This is a genomic window from Pantoea sp. Mhis (assembly GCF_009830015.1).
The window spans coordinates 1-20,527 of the sequence record NZ_SZZX01000001.1 but is presented as its reverse complement, the minus strand read 5'-3'; the positions used below and the strand labels follow the sequence as shown (position 1 = coordinate 20,527).

General features: G+C 26.0%; 13 protein-coding genes and 3 tRNA genes. 6 read left to right on the top strand and 10 right to left on the bottom strand.

Translation table 11 applies throughout. The annotated features are described in order from the left end of the window. Window positions 1–146 precede the first annotated feature (146 nt). Window positions 147–917 (bottom strand): MlaA family lipoprotein, encoded by a 771-nt coding sequence (locus FD727_RS00080; RefSeq protein WP_159938142.1) that lies wholly within the window; start codon window positions 915–917, stop codon window positions 147–149. 589 nt (window positions 918–1,506) lie between these two features. On the opposite strand from FD727_RS00080, the gene FD727_RS00075 reads away from it, so the two are divergent. Next, a tRNA-Arg gene (locus FD727_RS00075) sits at window positions 1,507–1,578 on the top strand. 230 nt (window positions 1,579–1,808) lie between these two features. Here FD727_RS00075 and glk read toward each other — a convergent pair. The 4 genes from glk to gltX all read right to left on the bottom strand — a co-directional run bounded on the left by glk (window position 1,809) and on the right by gltX (window position 6,701). Beyond that, the gene (glk, locus tag FD727_RS00070) at window positions 1,809–2,774 is read right to left on the bottom strand and encodes a glucokinase (RefSeq protein WP_159938141.1); all 966 of its coding nucleotides are present in this window, start codon (window positions 2,772–2,774) and stop codon (window positions 1,809–1,811) included. 545 nt (window positions 2,775–3,319) lie between these two features. After that, window positions 3,320–4,561 carry an Nramp family divalent metal transporter gene (locus FD727_RS00065; protein WP_159938140.1) on the bottom strand — a complete coding sequence of 414 codons (1,242 nt, stop codon included), beginning with the start codon at window positions 4,559–4,561 and terminating at the stop codon, window positions 3,320–3,322. A 366-nt stretch (window positions 4,562–4,927) separates the two neighbouring features. Further along, window positions 4,928–5,000 (bottom strand) — tRNA-Ala (locus tag FD727_RS00060). Between the two features lie 291 nt (window positions 5,001–5,291). Beyond that, on the bottom strand, window positions 5,292–6,701 hold the full coding sequence (gene gltX, locus FD727_RS00055; protein ID WP_159938139.1) for a glutamate--tRNA ligase: 1,410 nt from the start codon (window positions 6,699–6,701) through the stop codon (window positions 5,292–5,294). A 282-nt stretch (window positions 6,702–6,983) separates the two neighbouring features. Between gltX and FD727_RS00050 the strand changes: the two genes are divergently transcribed. Further along, window positions 6,984–7,056 (top strand) — tRNA-Val (locus FD727_RS00050). A gap of 1,281 nt (window positions 7,057–8,337) precedes the next feature. On the opposite strand, the gene ligA is transcribed toward FD727_RS00050, so the two are convergent. After that, a complete protein-coding gene (gene ligA / locus FD727_RS00045) occupies window positions 8,338–10,371 on the bottom strand; it encodes an NAD-dependent DNA ligase LigA (protein WP_159938273.1) in 2,034 nt (677 codons plus the stop codon). Window positions 10,372–11,373: 1,002 nt separating this feature from the next. Between ligA and cysK the strand changes: the two genes are divergently transcribed. The 4 genes from cysK (at window position 11,374) to crr (ending at window position 15,299) form a co-directional block, all read left to right on the top strand. Further along, window positions 11,374–12,327: a cysteine synthase A gene (cysK, locus tag FD727_RS00040; RefSeq protein ID WP_159938138.1), complete on the top strand. Its 954-nt coding sequence runs from the start codon at window positions 11,374–11,376 to the stop codon at window positions 12,325–12,327. Between the two features lie 374 nt (window positions 12,328–12,701). Continuing rightward, window positions 12,702–12,959 (top strand): HPr family phosphocarrier protein, encoded by a 258-nt coding sequence (locus FD727_RS00035; RefSeq protein WP_159938137.1) that lies wholly within the window; start codon window positions 12,702–12,704, stop codon window positions 12,957–12,959. A gap of 69 nt (window positions 12,960–13,028) precedes the next feature. Then, the gene (gene ptsI, locus FD727_RS00030) at window positions 13,029–14,750 is read left to right on the top strand and encodes a phosphoenolpyruvate-protein phosphotransferase PtsI (RefSeq protein WP_159938136.1); all 1,722 of its coding nucleotides are present in this window, start codon (window positions 13,029–13,031) and stop codon (window positions 14,748–14,750) included. Window positions 14,751–14,795: 45 nt separating this feature from the next. Then, a complete protein-coding gene (gene crr, locus FD727_RS00025) occupies window positions 14,796–15,299 on the top strand; it encodes a PTS glucose transporter subunit IIA (protein WP_159938135.1) in 504 nt (167 codons plus the stop codon). Window positions 15,300–15,648: 349 nt separating this feature from the next. On the opposite strand, the gene cysA is transcribed toward crr, so the two are convergent. Genes cysA through cysP form a run of 4 tightly spaced genes read right to left on the bottom strand, consistent with a single transcriptional unit; the run spans window position 15,649 to window position 19,476 of the window. Continuing rightward, entirely contained in the window at window positions 15,649–16,737 is a 1,089-nt protein-coding gene (cysA, locus tag FD727_RS00020) for a sulfate/thiosulfate ABC transporter ATP-binding protein CysA (RefSeq protein ID WP_159938134.1), read from the bottom strand. Window positions 16,738–16,754: 17 nt separating this feature from the next. Then, entirely contained in the window at window positions 16,755–17,609 is an 855-nt protein-coding gene (gene cysW, locus FD727_RS00015) for a sulfate/thiosulfate ABC transporter permease CysW (RefSeq protein WP_159938133.1), read from the bottom strand. Beyond that, on the bottom strand, window positions 17,609–18,445 hold the full coding sequence (cysT, locus tag FD727_RS00010; RefSeq protein ID WP_159938132.1) for a sulfate/thiosulfate ABC transporter permease CysT: 837 nt from the start codon (window positions 18,443–18,445) through the stop codon (window positions 17,609–17,611). Before cysT ends, cysW begins: the two co-directional genes overlap by 1 nt. Continuing rightward, on the bottom strand, window positions 18,445–19,476 hold the full coding sequence (gene cysP / locus FD727_RS00005; RefSeq protein ID WP_159938131.1) for a thiosulfate ABC transporter substrate-binding protein CysP: 1,032 nt from the start codon (window positions 19,474–19,476) through the stop codon (window positions 18,445–18,447). The genes cysT and cysP overlap by 1 nt, the downstream gene beginning before the upstream one ends. Window positions 19,477–20,527 lie beyond the last annotated feature (1,051 nt).

Sequence of the window (20,527 nt, the reverse complement as noted above, 5' to 3'; positions counted from 1 at the left end):
AAAGTTTCCCAAATGTAATTATAAATATAATAAAATTATTTGTCTTAATTATATATAAAATGATATTTCATAATTTTATTTTATATCTATATAAATTAGATAAGATCAAATCTATATTTAATTATTCAATCAGCTTTAAGCTAAATTTATTCAACATTATCAATATCTTTTAAATCATTTTCTATAGCACTAATATTTGCATTTTCATTTATTTTTAATTTTCCACCATTATTAATAAAATTATGATATTGAAAATAAGCATTACGTACAAAATTATACGGATCTTGCTGGTGACGTAAAATAATATCAGAATCTAATAATTGAGCACGTATTTCTACACTTTTCAGAATCCACTTTCCAATTGACATAGGCCATGTTAAAAAGCTTAGAATAGGATAGAACATATCAATCAAATCTCCTCCATCTTCTCGTAATGTAAAACTTCCATAGCCAGGAACCTCAATATATGGTCCATATTCAATACCATATTGCCCTAATGTACTACCAAAATGATGCAAATCGTCATGTGTTAATTCCGGATTTGCTTTTAAAGCTACATCAACAATACCGGCAAAACCTAATGTGGAGTTTAGAAAAAAGCGTGTAAAATTAATCATTGCTCGACGAGATTGACCAGTCAGAAAAGCATTGACCATATTTGCTGGTTCATCTAAGTTATTTAAAAAATTATTTAATCCCATACGTACTCTTATAGGTAGATAATAACGCCAACACATCGCTACAGGTTGTAAAATATATGGATCTAGTATATTATAATTAAAATTGAATATTTTACGATTAAAAGCTTCTAATGGATCGCTACGTTGCATTGATTCTACTTTGTTAGTCTGCTTTAAATTAGTACATCCGAATAATAGTGTACTAACTAACGCTAGGCTAATTAAGCAGTTATTCATTGTTCTCTCTCCGTATATAAAATATAGCATTTCAATCTAAAATTAATGAACTTTTAAAAATTCATAAAATAATGATAAGTTACATCATGTATTAGAATTTAATTCTTTATAATATTATTAATTATATAATTGCTTTTTTATTTACATAAAAATTTAAATTAAAATATATCCGAATATGTAAATATAGTTATATATGGCTAATTGATTGAGTCAATAGTATTATCTATAAACAAATATTTAATATATTAGTTTAAATAAAATAAATATTTTTATTTATTAAATATGTAAATATAATTAAAATACATATTGTATTACATGTATTTTACATACACATGATGTATATATACTAAAAATAATTATTATAACTATTATAGTATCAATTAGAAATTGTATTCTTAATATGATTTATAAAGACAAATGAATTAATTATTTTTATTTTTTAGAAAAATAAAAATAATTAATAAAGATAAAAGTTAGTTTTGTAAATATGTTGTAATAAAAATTTATATGATATAGCACTTATATAATTATTATAGATAAAATTAAATTTTAATAAATAAATATTATTACATTCGATGATATATAAACTGTCCCTTTAGTTAAATGGACATAACGAACTCCTCCTAAGGGTTAATTACAGGTTCGATTCCTGTAGGGGACATTAATTCGATTTAAATTTATCTAAATTACGCACTAATTGAAGACGAATATATAAAATAAACATTTTTATAAAAATTATGGATATAAATTTATTATATGAATATAGTTCTCTGTATTTCCGTTTAGAAAAATTCTACTTTTAATAAATAAAATTTATATTTAAATCGTAATATTAAAAGCAAATCAAATATAATGCACTTGGATAGTAAGATACGATGATACTAAATGTTTTTACAACATATAACCCATCATCTGCCGTATATAAACTCCAGCTCCCAGTAAACCAGGCCTATCATGCATAATCATATATACAGGAATATCGATTAGATAATTACGAAATCGACCTTTATCTTCAAAAGCAGCCCTAAAACCTGATGCTTTAAAAAATTCTAGAAAACGTGGTACGATGCCTCCTGCAATGTATACCCCTCCAAAAGTACCAAGATTTAATGCTAAATTTCCACCAAAACGACCCATGATAATACAAAAAAGAGTTAAAGCTCGTCTACAATCTATACAACTAGATTCAAGAGCTCGTTCAGTAACATCTTTTGGTCTAAGAAAAATAGGTTCTCGATGATTTGATTTTACAATAGCACGATATAAATTAACTAAACCAGCACCAGAAAGCACACGTTCAGCCGAAACATGTCCCATTTCGTTACGTAGTATATTTAGAATATCAGATTCTTCTTGACTATTAGGCGCAAAATCTACATGACCTCCTTCACCTGCAAAACTAACCCATCTTTTGTCTATTTGTACTAAATAGCTAACTCCTAATCCAGTTCCTGCACCATAGATTGCAATTGGTTTATTTTTTATCGGTAATTTTCCACCAAATTGAATTATATCGTTTTTAGTAAGCATTGGAATAGCCATAGAAATTGCAGTAAAATCATTGATAATTTCAAGATGTGATAATCCTAAGTTTTCTTTCATTTGCTGTATAGAAAATGCCCATTTACGATTCGTCATTTCTATCCAATCGTGTTTAATAGGACAAGCAATAGCTATACAACTATTTATAATATTCAGCTGCTGTTTATTTAAATATTCTTTAATGACTAATTCTAGATTAGCGTATTCCGCTGTCAGAAATGTTTTTACTTGAGATATAATGCCGCTATTTATTTCACATAATGCCAATCTGGTATTAGTTCCACCTACATCACCTACTAAAGCGTATCTTGTCATTCTCTTGCTGCTCCACTTAAATTTATTACTAATGGTAGAACAATAGCAAAAACTATTATTAAGATACTAATTAATAAATAAGCAACTAGTCTTAAACTCAAGATAAGCATGTGATATTAGCTTTAATCAGATTGATACCTATCATTTTGATGATATATATCTTCATAGTTTTATTCTAGTAATATATTTATATATATCAGTTATGTAATTGACTTTTATATATAAATTAAATTTTATTTATTAATAATTAACTTCAAAAAATTAGCTTAGCTATTATAGCTAATAAAATTATTAATTCTAATATTATTTATGATTAATAATAAATAGTTAAATGTATTAATTATATTACTTTATAAAATAATTTGGAGTTATGAAATTAATTTACATGCTATAAGATATAATCTTTATTATTAGAGCTTTTAAATGTTCTTTAAACCAAAATTCTTATATTTTAATATTAGTTAAAAGTACTAATTATCTAGTTTTAAAAGTTATAATTAATTAAATGATAATTTATATATTTATAAGATGAATATACGGTAAAATTACCAACTAAACAATTCTCCTGCTAATAAATACAGATTAAGAACTACTACTAATATTACAATTACATGACCGGTATTTTGAATTATTCGTGAATTTACAAATTTATCGCCCATAATATCAGGATTACCAGTAAATAATAACAAAGGAACTAATGCTAGTGCAATACCAAAACTCAAGATTTCTTGACTTATTAGTAAGATATTTGTAGGGTCTAAACCAATCCAAATAACGAAAAAGGAAGGTAACATAGTAATAATACGTCGTAACCAAATAGGAATTTGTAATCTAATAAATCCTTGCATTACTACTTGACCAGCAAGAGTACCCACAACAGTAGATGATAAACCTGCAATTACTAAGCTTAAACCAAAAACTAACGCTGCAGCATGACTTAATAATGGCTGTAATGTTAAGTAAGCGTCATTTAAATCAATAATCTTAGTATGTCCATTCAAATGAAAAACAGCTGCAGCCATTGACATTATGGCAAGGTTTACAAAACCTGCAATAGTCATTGCAATTACTACATCTAATTTAGTAGATGAATAAATTTGTTCTTTATTATCACTATTACCATTTTGTGTTAGTGCTGAATGTAAATAAATTACATGTGGCATAATCGTTGCACCTAATACACCTGCAGCAAGAAATACAGCACCGAAGTTAGGCAATGATGGCAATATCATTCCTATAATTAATTCACTCGCTTTTGGTTGAGAAAAAAATAGTTCAACAATATAAGCAGCAGTAACAAATAATAATAAACTACCAATAACAATTTCTAATGGTTTTTGTCCATGATTTTGTAACATTAGAATTTGAAAAGTAGCTATTGCAGTTAATATTGTTCCTTGTAAAAGCGATATACCTAGTAATATTTTAAAACCAAGTGCTGCTCCGATAAATTCAGCAAGATCTGTAGCCATGGCAATGATTTCTGCTTGTACCCAGTAAAACCATACTACAGGACGTGGAAAGCTATCACGAATATGTTCTGCAAGATTTTTTCCTGTAGCAATACCTAACTTAGCAGACATTAACTGAATCAACATAGCCATGCAATTAGACCATACAACTACCCATAATAAATTATAACCGTAAGCGGCACCTGCTTGAATATTAGTGGCAAAATTACCTGGATCAATATAACCAATGGCGGCAATGAAAGCTGGTCCTAATAAAGTAAGTTTAATTTTTCTTGCTCCGCGAGCAGCACGTGCAACGTTGCAACCTTCTAACATATTTTTGACCTTATTTTAAATATTCATTAATGCTCATTAAATTTTTTACATTTTGAAATATTTATTTTTTTGTTACTAAATAGACCCTACTATAATATATAGTATTTGCTATATATAAAGTTATAAAAAGAAATTATTTAAATTTGTATACAATTTTACATATGCACTATATTTTTATTGTATAATGTTCTAAAAAAATTATGTTCATTTTTAGTATCTCTAATTTAATTATTCTTAAGTTTAAATTTATATTAACTAAACAATAATTTTACCCATTAATGATTTACTAGTACTAAATATAAATTAGTATTTGCTAATTTCTTATATATATTAATGAGGTTATTCTAGAAGATAAGAAAAATAACATGGAGCTAAGCGGAATTGAACCGCTGACCTCTTGTATGCCATACAAGTGCTCTGCCAGTTGAGCTATAGCCCCTCTCCGATTATAAAATAATCAATCTTTATTTTACATAATATCCTGTTATATGTCAATTAATTTTAGATTGTTATTAAATTTATGAAGCGTAAATTTAATAAACTTTAAATAATTTTATTTAATATACTTATTAAGTATTAAATACTATATAATTAAATATGGTTTACATAAAATATATAAATTAAACTTATTCTTTTAATGTTTGATTTTAAATAACATTTAATTTTATTAAATAAAATAACAATCTATAAAAATATATAAAAATAATTTTTTTAAGAATTTAAATTCAACTTAAAGTTTATCTATAAATTTTAGAGCTTGATTAATACGTGCAATACTACGCTTACGCCCAATAGTTTCTATAATGATATCCAATGATAGTGATTTACATTGACCGGTAAGAGCAACACGAAGTGCTATACCTAATATATTCATGCTGAAATTTAAATTATCAACAGTATCTTGTATAACGTTACGTATGTTTTCTATAATCCATTGATTATCCTCAATAACAGCTAATTTATTACGTATTAATTCTAATGGAGATCTAATATTTGGACGCAAATATTTTTTTGCAACTTCTATATTAAAGATATCAAATTCTTCATAAAAATATTTATAAGATATAGCAATTTCTAATAGAGTTTGAGAACGTTTTCGTACTAAAGTAATTAATTTGGATAAATTTGGTCCATTATTAATATTTATTTTTTGTTTTCTGGTATGCCTTTGTAACTCTTGTTCAATATAATTTAGTGGTAAATTATTAATGTAATATTGATTAAGCCATTTTAATTTTTTAATATTTAGTTTACTAGCAGATTTACTAACTGTATTAAAATTAAAAAGTGCAATCATTTCAGATAGACTGAATATTTCCTGATTACCATGTGACCAACCTAAACGTACTAAATAATTAAGAAACGCTTCAGATAAATAACCATCATCGCGATACTGCATTACATCTATTGCATTACAGCGTTTTGAAAGTTTTTTCCCATCACTATCTAAAATTACTGAAAGATGGGCATAAGTAGGAATTTTAGCACCAATAGCTTTTAATATATTGATTTGTCGTGGTGTATTATTAATATGTTCTTCACCACGAATAACATGAGTAATACCCATATCCCAATCATCTATTACTACGCAAAAATTATAAGTCGGTGAACCGTCAGTACGACAAATTATTAAATCGTCCAATTCTTGATTACTAAATTCAATCAATCCACGAATTTGATCATAAAAAGCTACTGTTCCATTTTGAGGATTATTAAATCGTACTACATAAGGTTTATCTATATTATTGGAATATATCTTATTACGACAAAATCCATCATAACGTGGTTTTTCTCGTTTATTAATCTGTATATTACGTAAGATATCTAAACGTTCTTTAGAGCAATAGCATTTATAAGCAGTTCCAGCTTTTAACATATCATTAATAACTTCACAATAACGATTAGTACGTTGACTTTGATAATATGGTCCTTCATCCCAGTTTAGTCCTAACCACTTCATACTATCTATAATTGATGAAATACTATTTAAAGTAGATCGTTCTGAATCAGTATCTTCAATACGTAAAATAAATTTTCCTTTATTATGGCGAGAATAAAGCCAGGAATAAAGTGCAGTACGTGCACTTCCTATGTGTAGATAACCAGTTGGACTAGGAGCAAATCTTGTTTTAATTTCCATGCATTATTCCCTTAAATATAGACATACAATTATATTAAATAATAAGAAATTTTTTTAATATATTCAAGATACTATGTATCTAAATTACTAGATATCAATAAAGTAACTATATTATTTGATATATCAATATAATTTCTACTAGAAATATATAAGCTTAAAACTATTGACTCCTTTTAATAAGGAAGTATAATCTTTTATAATTATAAAACGGTAGGCATCTTAACTTATAAAGTATAATTTAATCATAGAATTGTTCTATGTATGCTATGTCATCAAATATATAGGTGATTAGCTCAGCTGGTAGAGCATCTCCCTTACAAGGAGAGGGTCGGCGGTTCGAATCCGCCATTACCTACATCATTTATTTTATGATGTATAAATTTAAAATTTATATAAATAAAATCTATATTCTTGTGGTTAAATTAATTTAATATACAGTCCAATTACAACAAACTAGCGCCTATATATTTTCAGTATATCTAATTCTTAGTATCCATGTTAATTACACTATAAGTTATTATTTAATTTCGATTAACAGTTAATCTGTTAACAATCAGTAACTAATAAATTAATAAACTAAAAATATTAAAATAGTTTATTTCAATAAAATTTTAGAATTTGATTCTGTTATCATATAATTAATAATTACAATAACATTAGCTAGTTGTTTGCTAGATAGTAACAACTTTATTATTTATTCATATTTATTAAATTTAATAGTTATTGCTATTTTATTTTTTATGTGTAGAGTTTTTCTTATAGAAAAATTATCTGAATTACTCATGATCTATAATCATAACTTTGGAATATGTGCAGTAAATACATAGTATTTGTCATACTGGATGTCCTTTTAATCAATTGGAATCCTATTACTAATAGTGAAAATTTATATAGGTTTTATCTCTTTTACTAACAATTGTGAAATCATCTATGGCTTTTACTTTGATGGCAGGAAGCAAAGTAATTGCTGAAATTGTAGTTCTTCTACATTTAATTTACTTGGTATTTTATTTTACTTATGCTAATAAATCTAATTATAAATCAATATCAAGATATATTAAATAATAATTTAGAACATAGCATAAAATGCTAATATAATTATTTGTTGCATTTATGATCGATTATTTATCGGGTATATGTACTAATAACTAGATGATAAAATATAAAAAATTATCAATAAAATAGATGAAATTCCAATTATGTTAGTAATTTATAATATATTTAGTGATGCACTACTAAATGTAATTTGATAATATTTAAACATTCATAGTTTATCATTGATTTTAGTATGAATTTTTGTTTATTTTCATAAATTACTTAATAACCATAGAATTTTAACATTGTTTAGATTTCATCATGATTACGAATTAGTGCTAATGTTTTTGATTTAAAAAAATAATCAACTTGTACTTATGATGAATATCCTATTTTCTATTAACTTAGTACTAGCAACGTTATTGTCTCTAATAATCTTCCATCAGTTTCAACTAATAGTTGATTCGTTTATTGTTCAACTGTATATGAGAAATATGATAATTAATAAATTTAATTTATTAATCGATATAATAATTGAATTTATTTTGAATTTATATAAATATTTTTGAAAATATTATTTTAATTAGGTTATTCATATATTTTATTTTGTTATATATTTTTTAAATATCAATATCATTTCTTGTTCATTTATTATTGAAATACCTAATTCTTGTGCTTTTATTAGTTTATTGTTAGATTTATTACCAATAATTAATAAGTCAGTTTTTTTAGATAACGTGCTGTTTATTTTAGCTCCTAATGTTATTAAATGTGTTTTGACATCATTACGATTCATTTGCGATAATATTCCACTTAATACTATTTTTTTACCAAAAAATGGATTATTTAACTGATTATTATTAATAATATCTGTTTCTAAGAAATCTATACCTATATTTTTAGTTAGATCTTGAATGAGAAGACGATTAATTTGTTGATTCATAAAATGATGAATATGCTCTGCTGCAACTTTTCCAATGTTTGGTATCATCATTAATTCACTAATGCTAGCATTCATTAGTTTTTCCAATTTACCAAAATATTTAGCTAAATTAGTAGCTGTTGATTCTCCTACTTCTCGAATACCTAGTGCATATAAAAAATGCGGTAAAGTAGTAATTTTAGAATGATCTAATGTATTAATTATTTTTTGGGATGTTTTATAACCTATATTTTCTAATGTTTTAAGTTGATTTATTGTTAAACGGAATAAATCTGCTGCCGTTTTAACATATTCTTTATCAACCAACTGATCAATAATTTTATCTCCTATCCCTTTAATATTCATAGCACGACGAGATATAAAATGCTTGAGAGCTTCTTTAAGCTGTGCTTTACATGTTGTTATGTTACCAGAACAACGAATTATTGATTGTCCTTCTATATTTTTAAGTTCTGAACCACAGGCTGGACAATAATTAGGTAATGTAATCTTCCTTGTATTTTTAGATCTTTCGGATAATATTATATGGACTATTTTAGGAATTACATCTCCAATCCGACGGATAACTACTTTATCTCCGATATGTAGTCCAAGACGTATAATTTCATTAAAGTTGTATAATGTAGTTTTACTAACTATAACCCCTGCAATTTTTACTGGTTGTAGATAAGCAATTGGAGTAATTATACCTGTACGACCAATTTGAAAATTAACATCTATAACAAATGTTGTTTGTTCCTGTGCAGGGAATTTAAATGCTATTGCCCAACGTGGAGCTCGCGATGAAAAACCTAATTTTTTTTGGAATTCTTGTGAATTAACTTTAATTACTATACCATCAATATCAAATTTAAGTTTAGAACGTTTATATTGTATATGCCAATAAAATGCAAATATTTCATTAATATTATCTGTTAGTAAGATATGCTCGTTAACTGGTAATCCCCAGCTTTTTATTTGTTGAAGACATTGCCAATGACTAATTGGCATTTCTCCTCCTTCTATTAGACCTATTCCATAGCAAAAAAAATTAAGTGAACGTTTAGATGTAACAAGAGGATCAATATGCCTTAACGAGCCAGCTGCTGCATTACGTGGATTAGAAAATAATTTACTTTTTGTACGTCGAGCTTCGGAATTTAATTTCTCAAAACTTTTTTTGCTCATAAATACTTCACCACGTACTTCAATTCTCTGAGGGATATTATTGCCTTGTAAATTTAGCGGAATATCACAAATAGTGCATATATTAGCTGTAATATTTTCACCTTTAAGTCCATCACCACGAGTTGATCCATATATTAGTGTTTTATTTTCATATACAAGACTAACAGCAACTCCATCTAATTTAAGTTCACAGCAATATATGATTGGATCTATATGATCCAAATCATCTTGCACTCGTTTATTAAAAGCTAAAAATCCAAGTTCATCAAAAGTATTGTCAAGTGACAACATAGGTATTTGATGATAAATTTGATCAAAAATAGCGATTGGCTTATTTCCCACTCTTTGTGTTGGAGAATCGGAAGAGATCATTTCTGGATATGCATTTTCTAATTTTTGTAATTGAAACATTAATTCATCGTATTCTACATCAGGAAGTTCTGATGTATTATTTGTATAATACAGATGTTCATGATAACGTAATTTAGTTTTTAGTTTGTTAATTTTTTTTTGAATTGATTTTATCATATTGCATTTATCTAATTATATTTTTATTAATTATTGAAAAATTCAAACATAACCAATTGATATTAAAATTTTTCCTTAAAAGGAAAGTTTTTGTATTAAAACTTATTTAAGTATAGTACTTAAATTGATTTATATAAAACTATATAATTATATAATTTTATTAATATCAGGTTATTAATAATCAATCTTATTAAGATTATAGACTGAATAATAATATTATAAAATATATATTTATTTAGAGAATTTAAAGTATAAACACTTAATAAGTTTGGTTGAAATACTTAAATTAAACTAGATGAACTGAATTAATTGGTTATTATATAGATTAAAATAAATATATTATAAATATATCTATTTGTTTTAAAACGTTACTGCTTATATTGATTAAATAATTTATAAATAAATTTTATTTCTATAATTATCTTAATATATATTCATGCAATTATTAATTGAATATTTAAGCAATATTAATTGATTTTAAATGATATATTTCTTTTAATAAGTTATATATAACCTATTATTTAGCTTTATTTATAGTTAATAGTAACTTTAGATATGATAAGCTTAAGTTACTATTAACTATCTAATTTTGTTAAAATATATTCATCATATATATTATTTTATATAGGATATATTACTAAAATTTAATAATTATATTAGATAATATTTATAGAATAAATTGTTATCTAAATTCAATATATATTTAATTTCTAATTAAATGTATATTGAATTTAGATAACATAAACTTTTATTTGTATAAAATATTATGTAGATTTCTATATTAATTAGATTAATTTAATATTAGTTATATATATATATAATATATTTATATTTATGATTATTCAATATACTATAAATATAATTAATTATTTTAATAATCAATAAAACATAAACTTCGATTTTATTTATATATATTCACCTGTATAAATATATATATATAAATTTTAAAAATAATTACACATTAATATTTATTTATATTTATCTATCTAAGGATAAGTCATGAGTAATATTTATTCCGATAATTCTTTAACAATTGGGCATACACCTTTAGTTCGTCTTAACCGCATAGGAAAGGGACGTATTTTAGTAAAAATTGAATCACGTAATCCAAGTTTTAGCGTTAAATGCCGTATCGGTGCTAACATGATCTGGGATGCAGAAAAACGTGGAATTTTAAGAACGGAACTTGAATTAATTGAACCTACTAGTGGTAATACTGGTATTGCTTTAGCTTATGTAGCAGCAGCTCGTGGTTATAAATTAACATTAACAATGCCAGAAACAATGTCACTTGAGCGACGTAAGTTATTAAAAGCGCTGGGAGCAAATTTAATATTAACGGAAGGTGCAACAGGTATGACAGGAGCTATCAAGAAAGCCGAAGAAATTATAACTACAGATTCAAATAGATATGTATTATTACAACAATTTAGTAATCCAGCTAATCCAGAAATTCATCAAAAAACAACTGGTCCAGAAATTTGGAAAGATACAGATGGTAAATTTGATGTATTTATAGCTGGTGTAGGTACTGGAGGAACTTTAACTGGAGTTAGTCACTATATTAAAAATATTAAAAATAAAAAAGATTTAATTACTGTAGCAGTAGAACCTACAGATTCAGCAGTTATATCTCAAACTTTAGCAGGAGAAAAAATCAAACCTGGTTCACATAAGATTCAAGGTATTGGAGCTGGTTTTATACCAAAGAATTTAGATTTAAATCTGGTAGATCATGTTGTCACTATTACTAATAATAAAGCTATTGATATTGCTCGTTTGCTAATGAAAGAGGAAGGTATTTTAGCAGGCATATCTTCAGGTGCTGCAGTTGCAGCTGCACTAACCTTACAAAAGGAAAGAAAATTCATAAATAAAGATATGGTAGTAATATTACCTTCCTCCGGAGAACGTTATTTAAGTACAGATTTATTTAAAGATTTATCTGACTAAAGATAATATAATTGTTAATTATATGTCTATAATTAACAATTATATCCGTATTAATAAGAATTAATAAATTTTTAATTTTAAATTAATTTAATTATAACTAATGTTATTTTTTATGCATTAATTATTTTATTTATCATTTTAAAATATGAAAATTTAAATAAATTAAAAAACATTAATTAATTAATGCTAAAAAATAACATCATGACTTCATTAATTAAGTATATAATAGATTTTATATTAAATTAATTTTAATTTATTACAAAAAATGATATAAGTAATTTACTATGTTTTATGCGTAGCAATATAAACAGTAATAGTTTCTAACAGTTTAGATAATAACTTAGATTTAAAGTTACAGTTTCAATGAGCTAAAAATGTTTCAGCAAAAAATTACGATTACCACACCTAATGGCCTTCATACGCGACCTGCAGCTCAATTTGTAAAAGAAGCTAGAATTTTTAATTCTGAAATTAAAGTAATTTCTAATGGAAATTCTGCCAATGCAAAAAGTTTGTTTAAACTACAAACTTTAATATTAACTGAAGGTACAATTATTACTTTATGTGCTGAAGGTGAAGATGAACAAGAAGCAATAAAACATTTAGTAAGATTAATGGCTAAATTAAAATAATTTTTCTGAATTTCAATTAAATCATTACTCCTATTGAAGTAAAAGTTAATTTTATTAAGAGGTAAATTTATGCTTTCAGGCATTTTAGCCTCACCAGGAATTGCTTGTGGTAAAGCATTTTTATTAAAAGAAGAAAAAATTGTTATTAATAATCAAAAAATTACTAATAGTCAAGTTAAATTAGAGATTTGTCGTTTTTTTAAAGGAAGAGATCATACAGTTCAACAGCTACAAATTATTAAATACAAAGTTGAGAAAAAGTTAGGCGAAGAAAAGGCTAATATCTTTGATGGTTATATTATTTTACTTGAAGATAAAGAATTAGAAAAAGAAGTAATCGATTTAATAAAAATCGAACATATGACAGCAGATACTGCTGTATATTCTATAATTAATGAACAAGTTAAAACATTAGAAAAACTAAGTGATTCATATTTAAAAGAACGAGCTATTGATGTTCGTGATATTGGTAAACGTTTATTACAGAATATCTTAGGTTTGCAGATTATTGATCTAACTTTAATTACTAAAGAGTCCATTCTAATAGCGAAAGATCTGACAGCAGCAGAAATTTCTCAACTTAATCGACAAAAAGTATTAGGTTTTATTACAGATTTAGGTAGTTATGCTTCACACACTTCTATTATAGCACGTTCTTTGGAAATACCAGCTATCGTAGCAACAGGGAATATAACTTCAATTGTAAAAAAAAATGATTTTTTAATTTTAGATGCGTTAAATAATAAAATTTATATTAATCCTAATCATATAATTCAAAAACAATTAAAATCTCTTCAAAAAAAACATATTTATAAAAAATATAAATTAGGAAATTTGAAAGATTTACCCTCAATTACGTTAGATGGTCATCGAGTTAAATTATGCGCTAACATTAGTAAGATGCAAAATATAATGAATGCAAAACGTAATGGTGCTGAAGGTATAGGATTGTATCGTACTGAATTTTTATTTATGAACTGTACTACTATGCCAAACGAAGAAAAACAATTTACATCCTATCAAGCTATTGCAGAATCAATAGGTTCACAATCATTAATTATTCGCACTTTGGATATTGGTGGTGATAAAAATTTATCATACATGGATCTCCCACAAGAAACAAATCCATTTCTTGGTTGGCGAGGCATTCGTATTTCTATGAAGAGAAAAGATATCTTATATACTCAGTTACGTGCTATTTTACGTGCTTCTTCATTTGGTAAATTACGCATTATGTTTCCAATGATTATTTCAGTTGAAGAAGTACGTAATCTTAAAAATGATATAGAAATATTAAAAAAACAATTATATCAAGAAAATAAACTTTTTGATAATACAATTGAAATAGGAATTATGATTGAAACACCAGCATCAGCATTAATTGCACATCATTTAGCAAAAGAAGTCGATTTCTTCAGTATTGGTACGAATGATCTTACTCAATATACTTTAGCGGTGGATCGTAATAATGATTTGATTGCACATCTTTATAACGCTATGACACCATCTGTTCTTATTCTAATTAAGAAAGTAATTGAGGCATCACATGCAGAAGGTAAATGGACTAGCATGTGCGGTGAGCTTGCAGGAGATGAACGTGCTACACTATTATTGTTGGGTATGGGTCTAGATGAATTTAGCATGAATGCTGTTTCAATTCCAATTATAAAAAATATTATTCGTCATGCTAATTATGAAGATGCGAAGGTATTAGCAGAACAGGCTCTAGCTCAACCTACAGCGGAAGATTTAATGAAGTTAGTAAATAGATTTAATACAAAAAAGGTTTAGCTAATTTATAAGTCATGGGTTTTTAATGACTGCTAGGAGAAGAACATGGGTCTGTTTTCTAAAATTTTTGGCGATAAATCAGAAAATATGTTAGGAACAATTGATATTGTTGCTCCTGTTTCAGGAAAAATTGTAAACATTGAAGAAGTACCTGATGTAGTATTTGCTGAAAAAATAGTCGGTGATGGTATTGCAATTAAACCAATTGGAAACAAATTGGCTGCACCAATTGATGGAACTATTGATAAAATTTTTGAAACTAATCATGCTTTTTCAATCGAATCTGATGATGGTATTCAATTATTTGTTCATTTCGGTATTGATACAGTTGAGCTAAAAGGAGAAGGTTTTAAGCGAATTCTTAAAGAAGGTCAAAAAGTAAAAAAAGGTGATGTAATAATTGAATTTGATTTACCTTTACTTGAAAAAAAAGCAAAATCTACATTAACTCCAGTGGTAGTTTCAAATATGGATGAAATTAAGAGTATGACCAAGTTTGTCGGTTATGCGACATTAGGAGAAACTGTAATTATTCGCGTTAAAAAATAAATAATCAATTAATAGATAATAGGACGGCACCAATAGTATTAATAGTTCGTGTGCCGTTTTTAGAAATTAAAATCATTAAATTGAAAAGGATTTCAATTTAACTTAGTGTGAATAATCTAAATTAAGATATCTTAATTTAAGATAATGTTAAACAACATATTTTAAATATGAAACAATTTTTATTTTTTAAAAATTCTTTCATATATTAATATAAAATTTATAAAAAATTATTGTTTAACATTTATAATCTAATTTTATAAAACTAGAATAAAAGATAAAGTGTAATTGTTTAATTAATCATGTAATAATTGAATTATTATGAATATTACATCTTGATTTAAATATACTTTTAAGTATTTGTAGTAAAAACAATAGGATAAATAGAACAATTACCGTGATAAAGTCGTGCTTGACGTAAGCCAATAAATAACAATTCACCTTGAATAGGTGAAATATCTTTTTCATTATATAATAATGAAAAAGATTTATTATGCCAACCATTAGGTTGCACAGTTAATTGCCAAAAATAACCACGTGGTCTTGTATCCAATACTTGTACAGGTAAAGGTGTTTCAGGTTTACTTTCTTTAGAAATATCAATTTCCCAAGGACGTAAAAGTAATTCCACATTACCTTGATAAACTGGCGTATAATTTAATGGCCAGCAATATGTCTCAATACAACATTCTGAACCATATATAGTTCCTTCAAAGCGATTTACTTCTCCAAGAAATTCTAGAACAAAACGGTTTGCTGGAATATGCCATACATCATTTGGAATACCAACCTGTTCGATAGTTCCTTGATTCATTACTACAATGATATTAGCTATTTCCATTGCTTCTTCTTGATCATGAGTAACAAATACACTAGTAAATTTTAATTCTTCGTGAAGTTGACGTAACCAACGTCTTAATTCTTTACGTACCTGTGCATCTAATGCACCAAATGGTTCATCAAGTAATAAAATTTGTGGTTCTACCGCTAATGCGCGTGCTAATGCCACACGTTGTTTTTGACCTCCAGAAAGCTGTGATGGAAAACGTTGTGCTAAATGTATTAATTGAACCATCTCCAATAGACGTATTACACGTTGTTTGATTTCCTTCATATGAGGTCGCTTATGACGAGGAAGAATTTTTAATCCAAAACCAATATTGTCAAATACCGTCATATGTCGAAAAAGTGCATAATTCTGAAATACAAAACCTACTTGACGATCACGTGCATGTAGATAGCTGACATTTTTTCCATGAAAATAAATTTGACCACTATCTTGATACTCTAATCCAGCAATAATACGTAATAATGTAGTTTTACCAGAACCTGATGGACCTAATAAAGCCATCATTTGACTAGAAGGAATATTTAAGGATATGTTTTTTAACACTGAAATACATCCAAATACTTTATTAATTTGTTTGATCTCAATACTCATATCTGTTTTCTCTCCTATCAGCATCTCTGTTGTTGCTTTAAACGCCACTGTATTAAATTTTTTATAAATAAGGTTGCAATTGCCATCATTGCTAATAATGAAGCTGCTGTAAATGATCCTACAGTATTATAATCCTGATGTAGTAATTCAACTTGAAGTGGTAAGGTGTAAGTTTCACCACGAATTGATCCAGATACCACTGAAGCGGCACCAAATTCACCAATTGCACGAGCGTTAGTTAATACAATACCGTAGAATAACGCCCATCTAATATTTGGGAATGTAACTTTCCAAAACATTTGCCATCCAGAAGCACCTAACAAAATTGCTGCTTCATCTTCATAATTTCCTTGACTAATCATTATTGGTACTAGTTCGCGAACTATAAAAGGACAAGTAACAAAAATAGTCGCTAATATTATACCAGGCCATGAAAACATAATTTTGATATTATACATATCAAGCCAACTACCAATAGGACCGTTAATTCCCCACAATAATAGATACATTAAACCTGCTACAACAGGAGATACAGCAAAAGGAATATCAAATAAAGTTAATAAAAATTGACGACCAAAAAATTGAAAGCGTGTTACCAACCAAGCTAATAGCATACCAAATAGTGAGTTAATGGGAACAGTAATTAAAGATACTAAAATTGTTAACCAAATAGCATGAAGCATTTCAGTATTTTTTAAATTATTAATAATAATAATTAACCCATGATGGAATGCTTCAAAAAAAATTGAAATCATTGGAATTAGTAATAATAAGATGGAAAATAGATTACCAATAATTATTAATGAAAACTGAATCCATTTTATTTGGTTATGTTTAGTCAAAAGTTGCTTTAGTTTGGATATCTTATTCATTAAGAGCCTCCTATACGTTTACCAAAGCTACTTTGTAACATATTAATAATAAAAAGTAATATCAATGAAACCATTAAAATTACTGAAGCAATAGCACTAGCTGCTGGATAATCAAATTCTTGTAATTTTACGAAAATCATCAATGATGTTACTTCTGTTTTCCATGCAATATTACCTGCTATAAAAATAACAGCACCAAATTCTCCAAGACTACGTGTAAATGATAAGGCAATCCCCGTAAATAGTGATGGTGTAATTTCAGGTAATATAACTCGATAAAAACATTGCCAAGATGTTGCTCCTAAAGTTCCTGCTACTTCTTCATATTCAGGTGCTAAATCTTCTAACACTGGTTGTACAGTGCGGATTACAAATGGTATGCTGGTGAAGATCATAGCTATTGTAATCCCTAACCAAGTATAAGATATTTTGATACCAAAATGTGCTAACCATCGTCCATACCAACCGTTTACGGAGAATAATGCTGATAAAGTTAATCCAGCTACTGCTGTTGGTAATGCAAATGGTAAATCTATTAAGCTATCGATTAAAATTCTTCCGAAAAAACGATAACGCGTGATAATCCAAACTATTAGCATACCAAATATTCCATTAAAAATGGATGCAACACTTGCTGATAAAATTGTAACTTTATATGCAGCAATAAGCTGAGGATTAGTTATTATTTGCCAATATTGTGTAAAAGTGATGTGTGATAATTGTAATAATAATGTACTAATAGGTAATAATAATATTAAACAAATAAATAACAAACTAGTTCCAAGACTTAAAGTAAAACCTGGTAAAACTCGATTTTTTAATGATATAATCACCATTAATTACGTCCTTTTGCTAGTAGTGTTTCTAACTCACCGCCAACAGAAAAATGAGTTTTCATTACATTATTCCAACTTCCAAAAGTATCGTTGATATTGAACAGTATGATTTGCGGAAAATAAGCTTTTTTTATGCTCATTAAATATGAATTATTTACACGATAATGAAAATGTATCATGATCTTTTGCGCTTCAGGAGTATATAAATAATTTAGATAAGCTTTAGCAACTTTGCTTGTACCATTATGTTTAATATTTTTATCTATCCAAGCTACTGGAAATTCTGCTTTAATATTTGTTTTAGGAACAATAATTTCATATTTTTCTTTATCGTATTGGTTATAAATATTATTTACTTCTGATTCAAAACTAATTAATACATCACCTAAACCACGTTCGATAAAGGTAGTTGTGGCTCCCCGTCCTCCTGTATCAAACACTTCAATATTTTTGAGTAATTTTGTCATAAAGGTTTTAGTTTTAATTTTATTGTTAGCATTTAACATATCAGTAGCTCCCCAAGCAGCAAGATAAGCATATCTTCCGTTACCGGATGTTTTTGGATTGGATAAAATTATCTTTATATTATTATTCACTAGGTCTGACCAATCATAAATTTTTTTTGGATTACCCTTACGTACTAAAAATGCCATAGTAGAATAAAATGGTGAACTATTATTTGGTAAACGAGTTTGCCAATAATTTGGAATTAAATTTCCTTTATCATGTAATATTTGTACATCACTAAATTGATTATAAGTGACTACATCAGCACGTAAACCTTGTAAAAGAGCCAATGCTTGTTTTGAAGAACCTGCATGTGATTGCTTAATAATTAATTTATCATTCGGATGGCTTATATTCCATTGTTGTTGAAAAGGAGAATTTAAAGATATAAATAATTCACGACTAATATCATAAGAACTATTGAGTAATTCTGTTGCTTGTAATGAATATATAGTCATAACTAATAAGATTTTAATATTGTTACTTAGTAATTTAAGACATTTATTAGAGAATGAAAATTTCATAACACACCTGAAAAGATGATTAAACTAAACCATTAGATAGTATTAGTGTATTTATAACTTTAAAGGAATTAATAACTATTTTATATATTATTTAGGGATTTTAAATTTCAAAATACACGAAATTTTAAAACAATATTTGCATTATTATAAATTAGAATACATATTAACTAATTTTTCGTTTAAAATAGTAAATATTTATTAAATTAATATATTTTGATTTAATACACTTAAACAGTAGAGATTTAACTGTGGTGTTAATATAAATAAAAGTAATTGTTTATATTATTTAGTATTCGACTTCAATATATATTAAATAATAAATAGTTATTATATGTATATACATATAATAATAGTTGTAATATTCTAACATCAACTTTGTTGAGTTAACTTAATTTTATTAAAATAAATGATATTTATCGTAAAAATTAATTTTATCTTTTATAGGATAAATTATCTTAGTAACTAAATATAGTTGATATATACAAAAAGCAAATATTATTCTAAAATAAATTAGAACAAAAAATATTTAACTTTTTTGAAAGTAATTGATGTAAAATAAAATATATATTTACATATAAAATATATATATATTACTTAGGTATATATTTATTATTTTAAAAACATTTATTATATATAATATATAATAAATGTTTTTAAAATAATAAATATATCAATCGTGATTAATGTTAATACATTATTATTGTTGTTGATAAGTTTAATCTTAACTTAACTTTATGATAGTTAATATTAAAAGTTATACTATTATAGTATATATAGTTAACTAACGATTGAAATAAATAAAGAATTTTAATAATAAAATATTCGTTAAATTTTATTGATTAGTTTTAATAAACTAAATAATAAGAAAATATATTTATAAATAGATAAATTCTAACCTTTTATTAAAAATAAAAGAACTTAAAATCAGCTCATTTAAAAATATATAAAATATATTAACTTGTAATCTTTAGTGTTTTCTATTTACTAAAATTATTAATAATTAATTGATATTATGTTATTGATATAAAATACACTATTAAAGTAAATATAA

Bases quoted from the DNA above. Each gene is read 5' to 3' on its own strand.
- FD727_RS00080 (WP_159938142.1), bottom strand. From the start codon at position 917: ATGAATAACTGCTTAATTAGCCTAGCGTTAGTTAGTACACTATTATTC.
- glk (WP_159938141.1), bottom strand. From the start codon at position 2,774: ATGACAAGATACGCTTTAGTAGGTGATGTAGGTGGAACTAATACCAGA.
- FD727_RS00065 (WP_159938140.1), bottom strand. From the start codon at position 4,561: ATGTTAGAAGGTTGCAACGTTGCACGTGCTGCTCGCGGAGCAAGAAAA.
- gltX (WP_159938139.1), bottom strand. From the start codon at position 6,701: ATGGAAATTAAAACAAGATTTGCTCCTAGTCCAACTGGTTATCTACAC.
- cysK (WP_159938138.1), top strand. From the start codon at position 11,374: ATGAGTAATATTTATTCCGATAATTCTTTAACAATTGGGCATACACCT.
- FD727_RS00035 (WP_159938137.1), top strand. From the start codon at position 12,702: ATGTTTCAGCAAAAAATTACGATTACCACACCTAATGGCCTTCATACG.
- ptsI (WP_159938136.1), top strand. From the start codon at position 13,029: ATGCTTTCAGGCATTTTAGCCTCACCAGGAATTGCTTGTGGTAAAGCA.
- crr (WP_159938135.1), top strand. From the start codon at position 14,796: ATGGGTCTGTTTTCTAAAATTTTTGGCGATAAATCAGAAAATATGTTA.
- cysA (WP_159938134.1), bottom strand. From the start codon at position 16,737: ATGAGTATTGAGATCAAACAAATTAATAAAGTATTTGGATGTATTTCA.
- cysW (WP_159938133.1), bottom strand. From the start codon at position 17,609: ATGAATAAGATATCCAAACTAAAGCAACTTTTGACTAAACATAACCAA.
- cysT (WP_159938132.1), bottom strand. From the start codon at position 18,445: ATGGTGATTATATCATTAAAAAATCGAGTTTTACCAGGTTTTACTTTA.
- cysP (WP_159938131.1), bottom strand. From the start codon at position 19,476: ATGAAATTTTCATTCTCTAATAAATGTCTTAAATTACTAAGTAACAAT.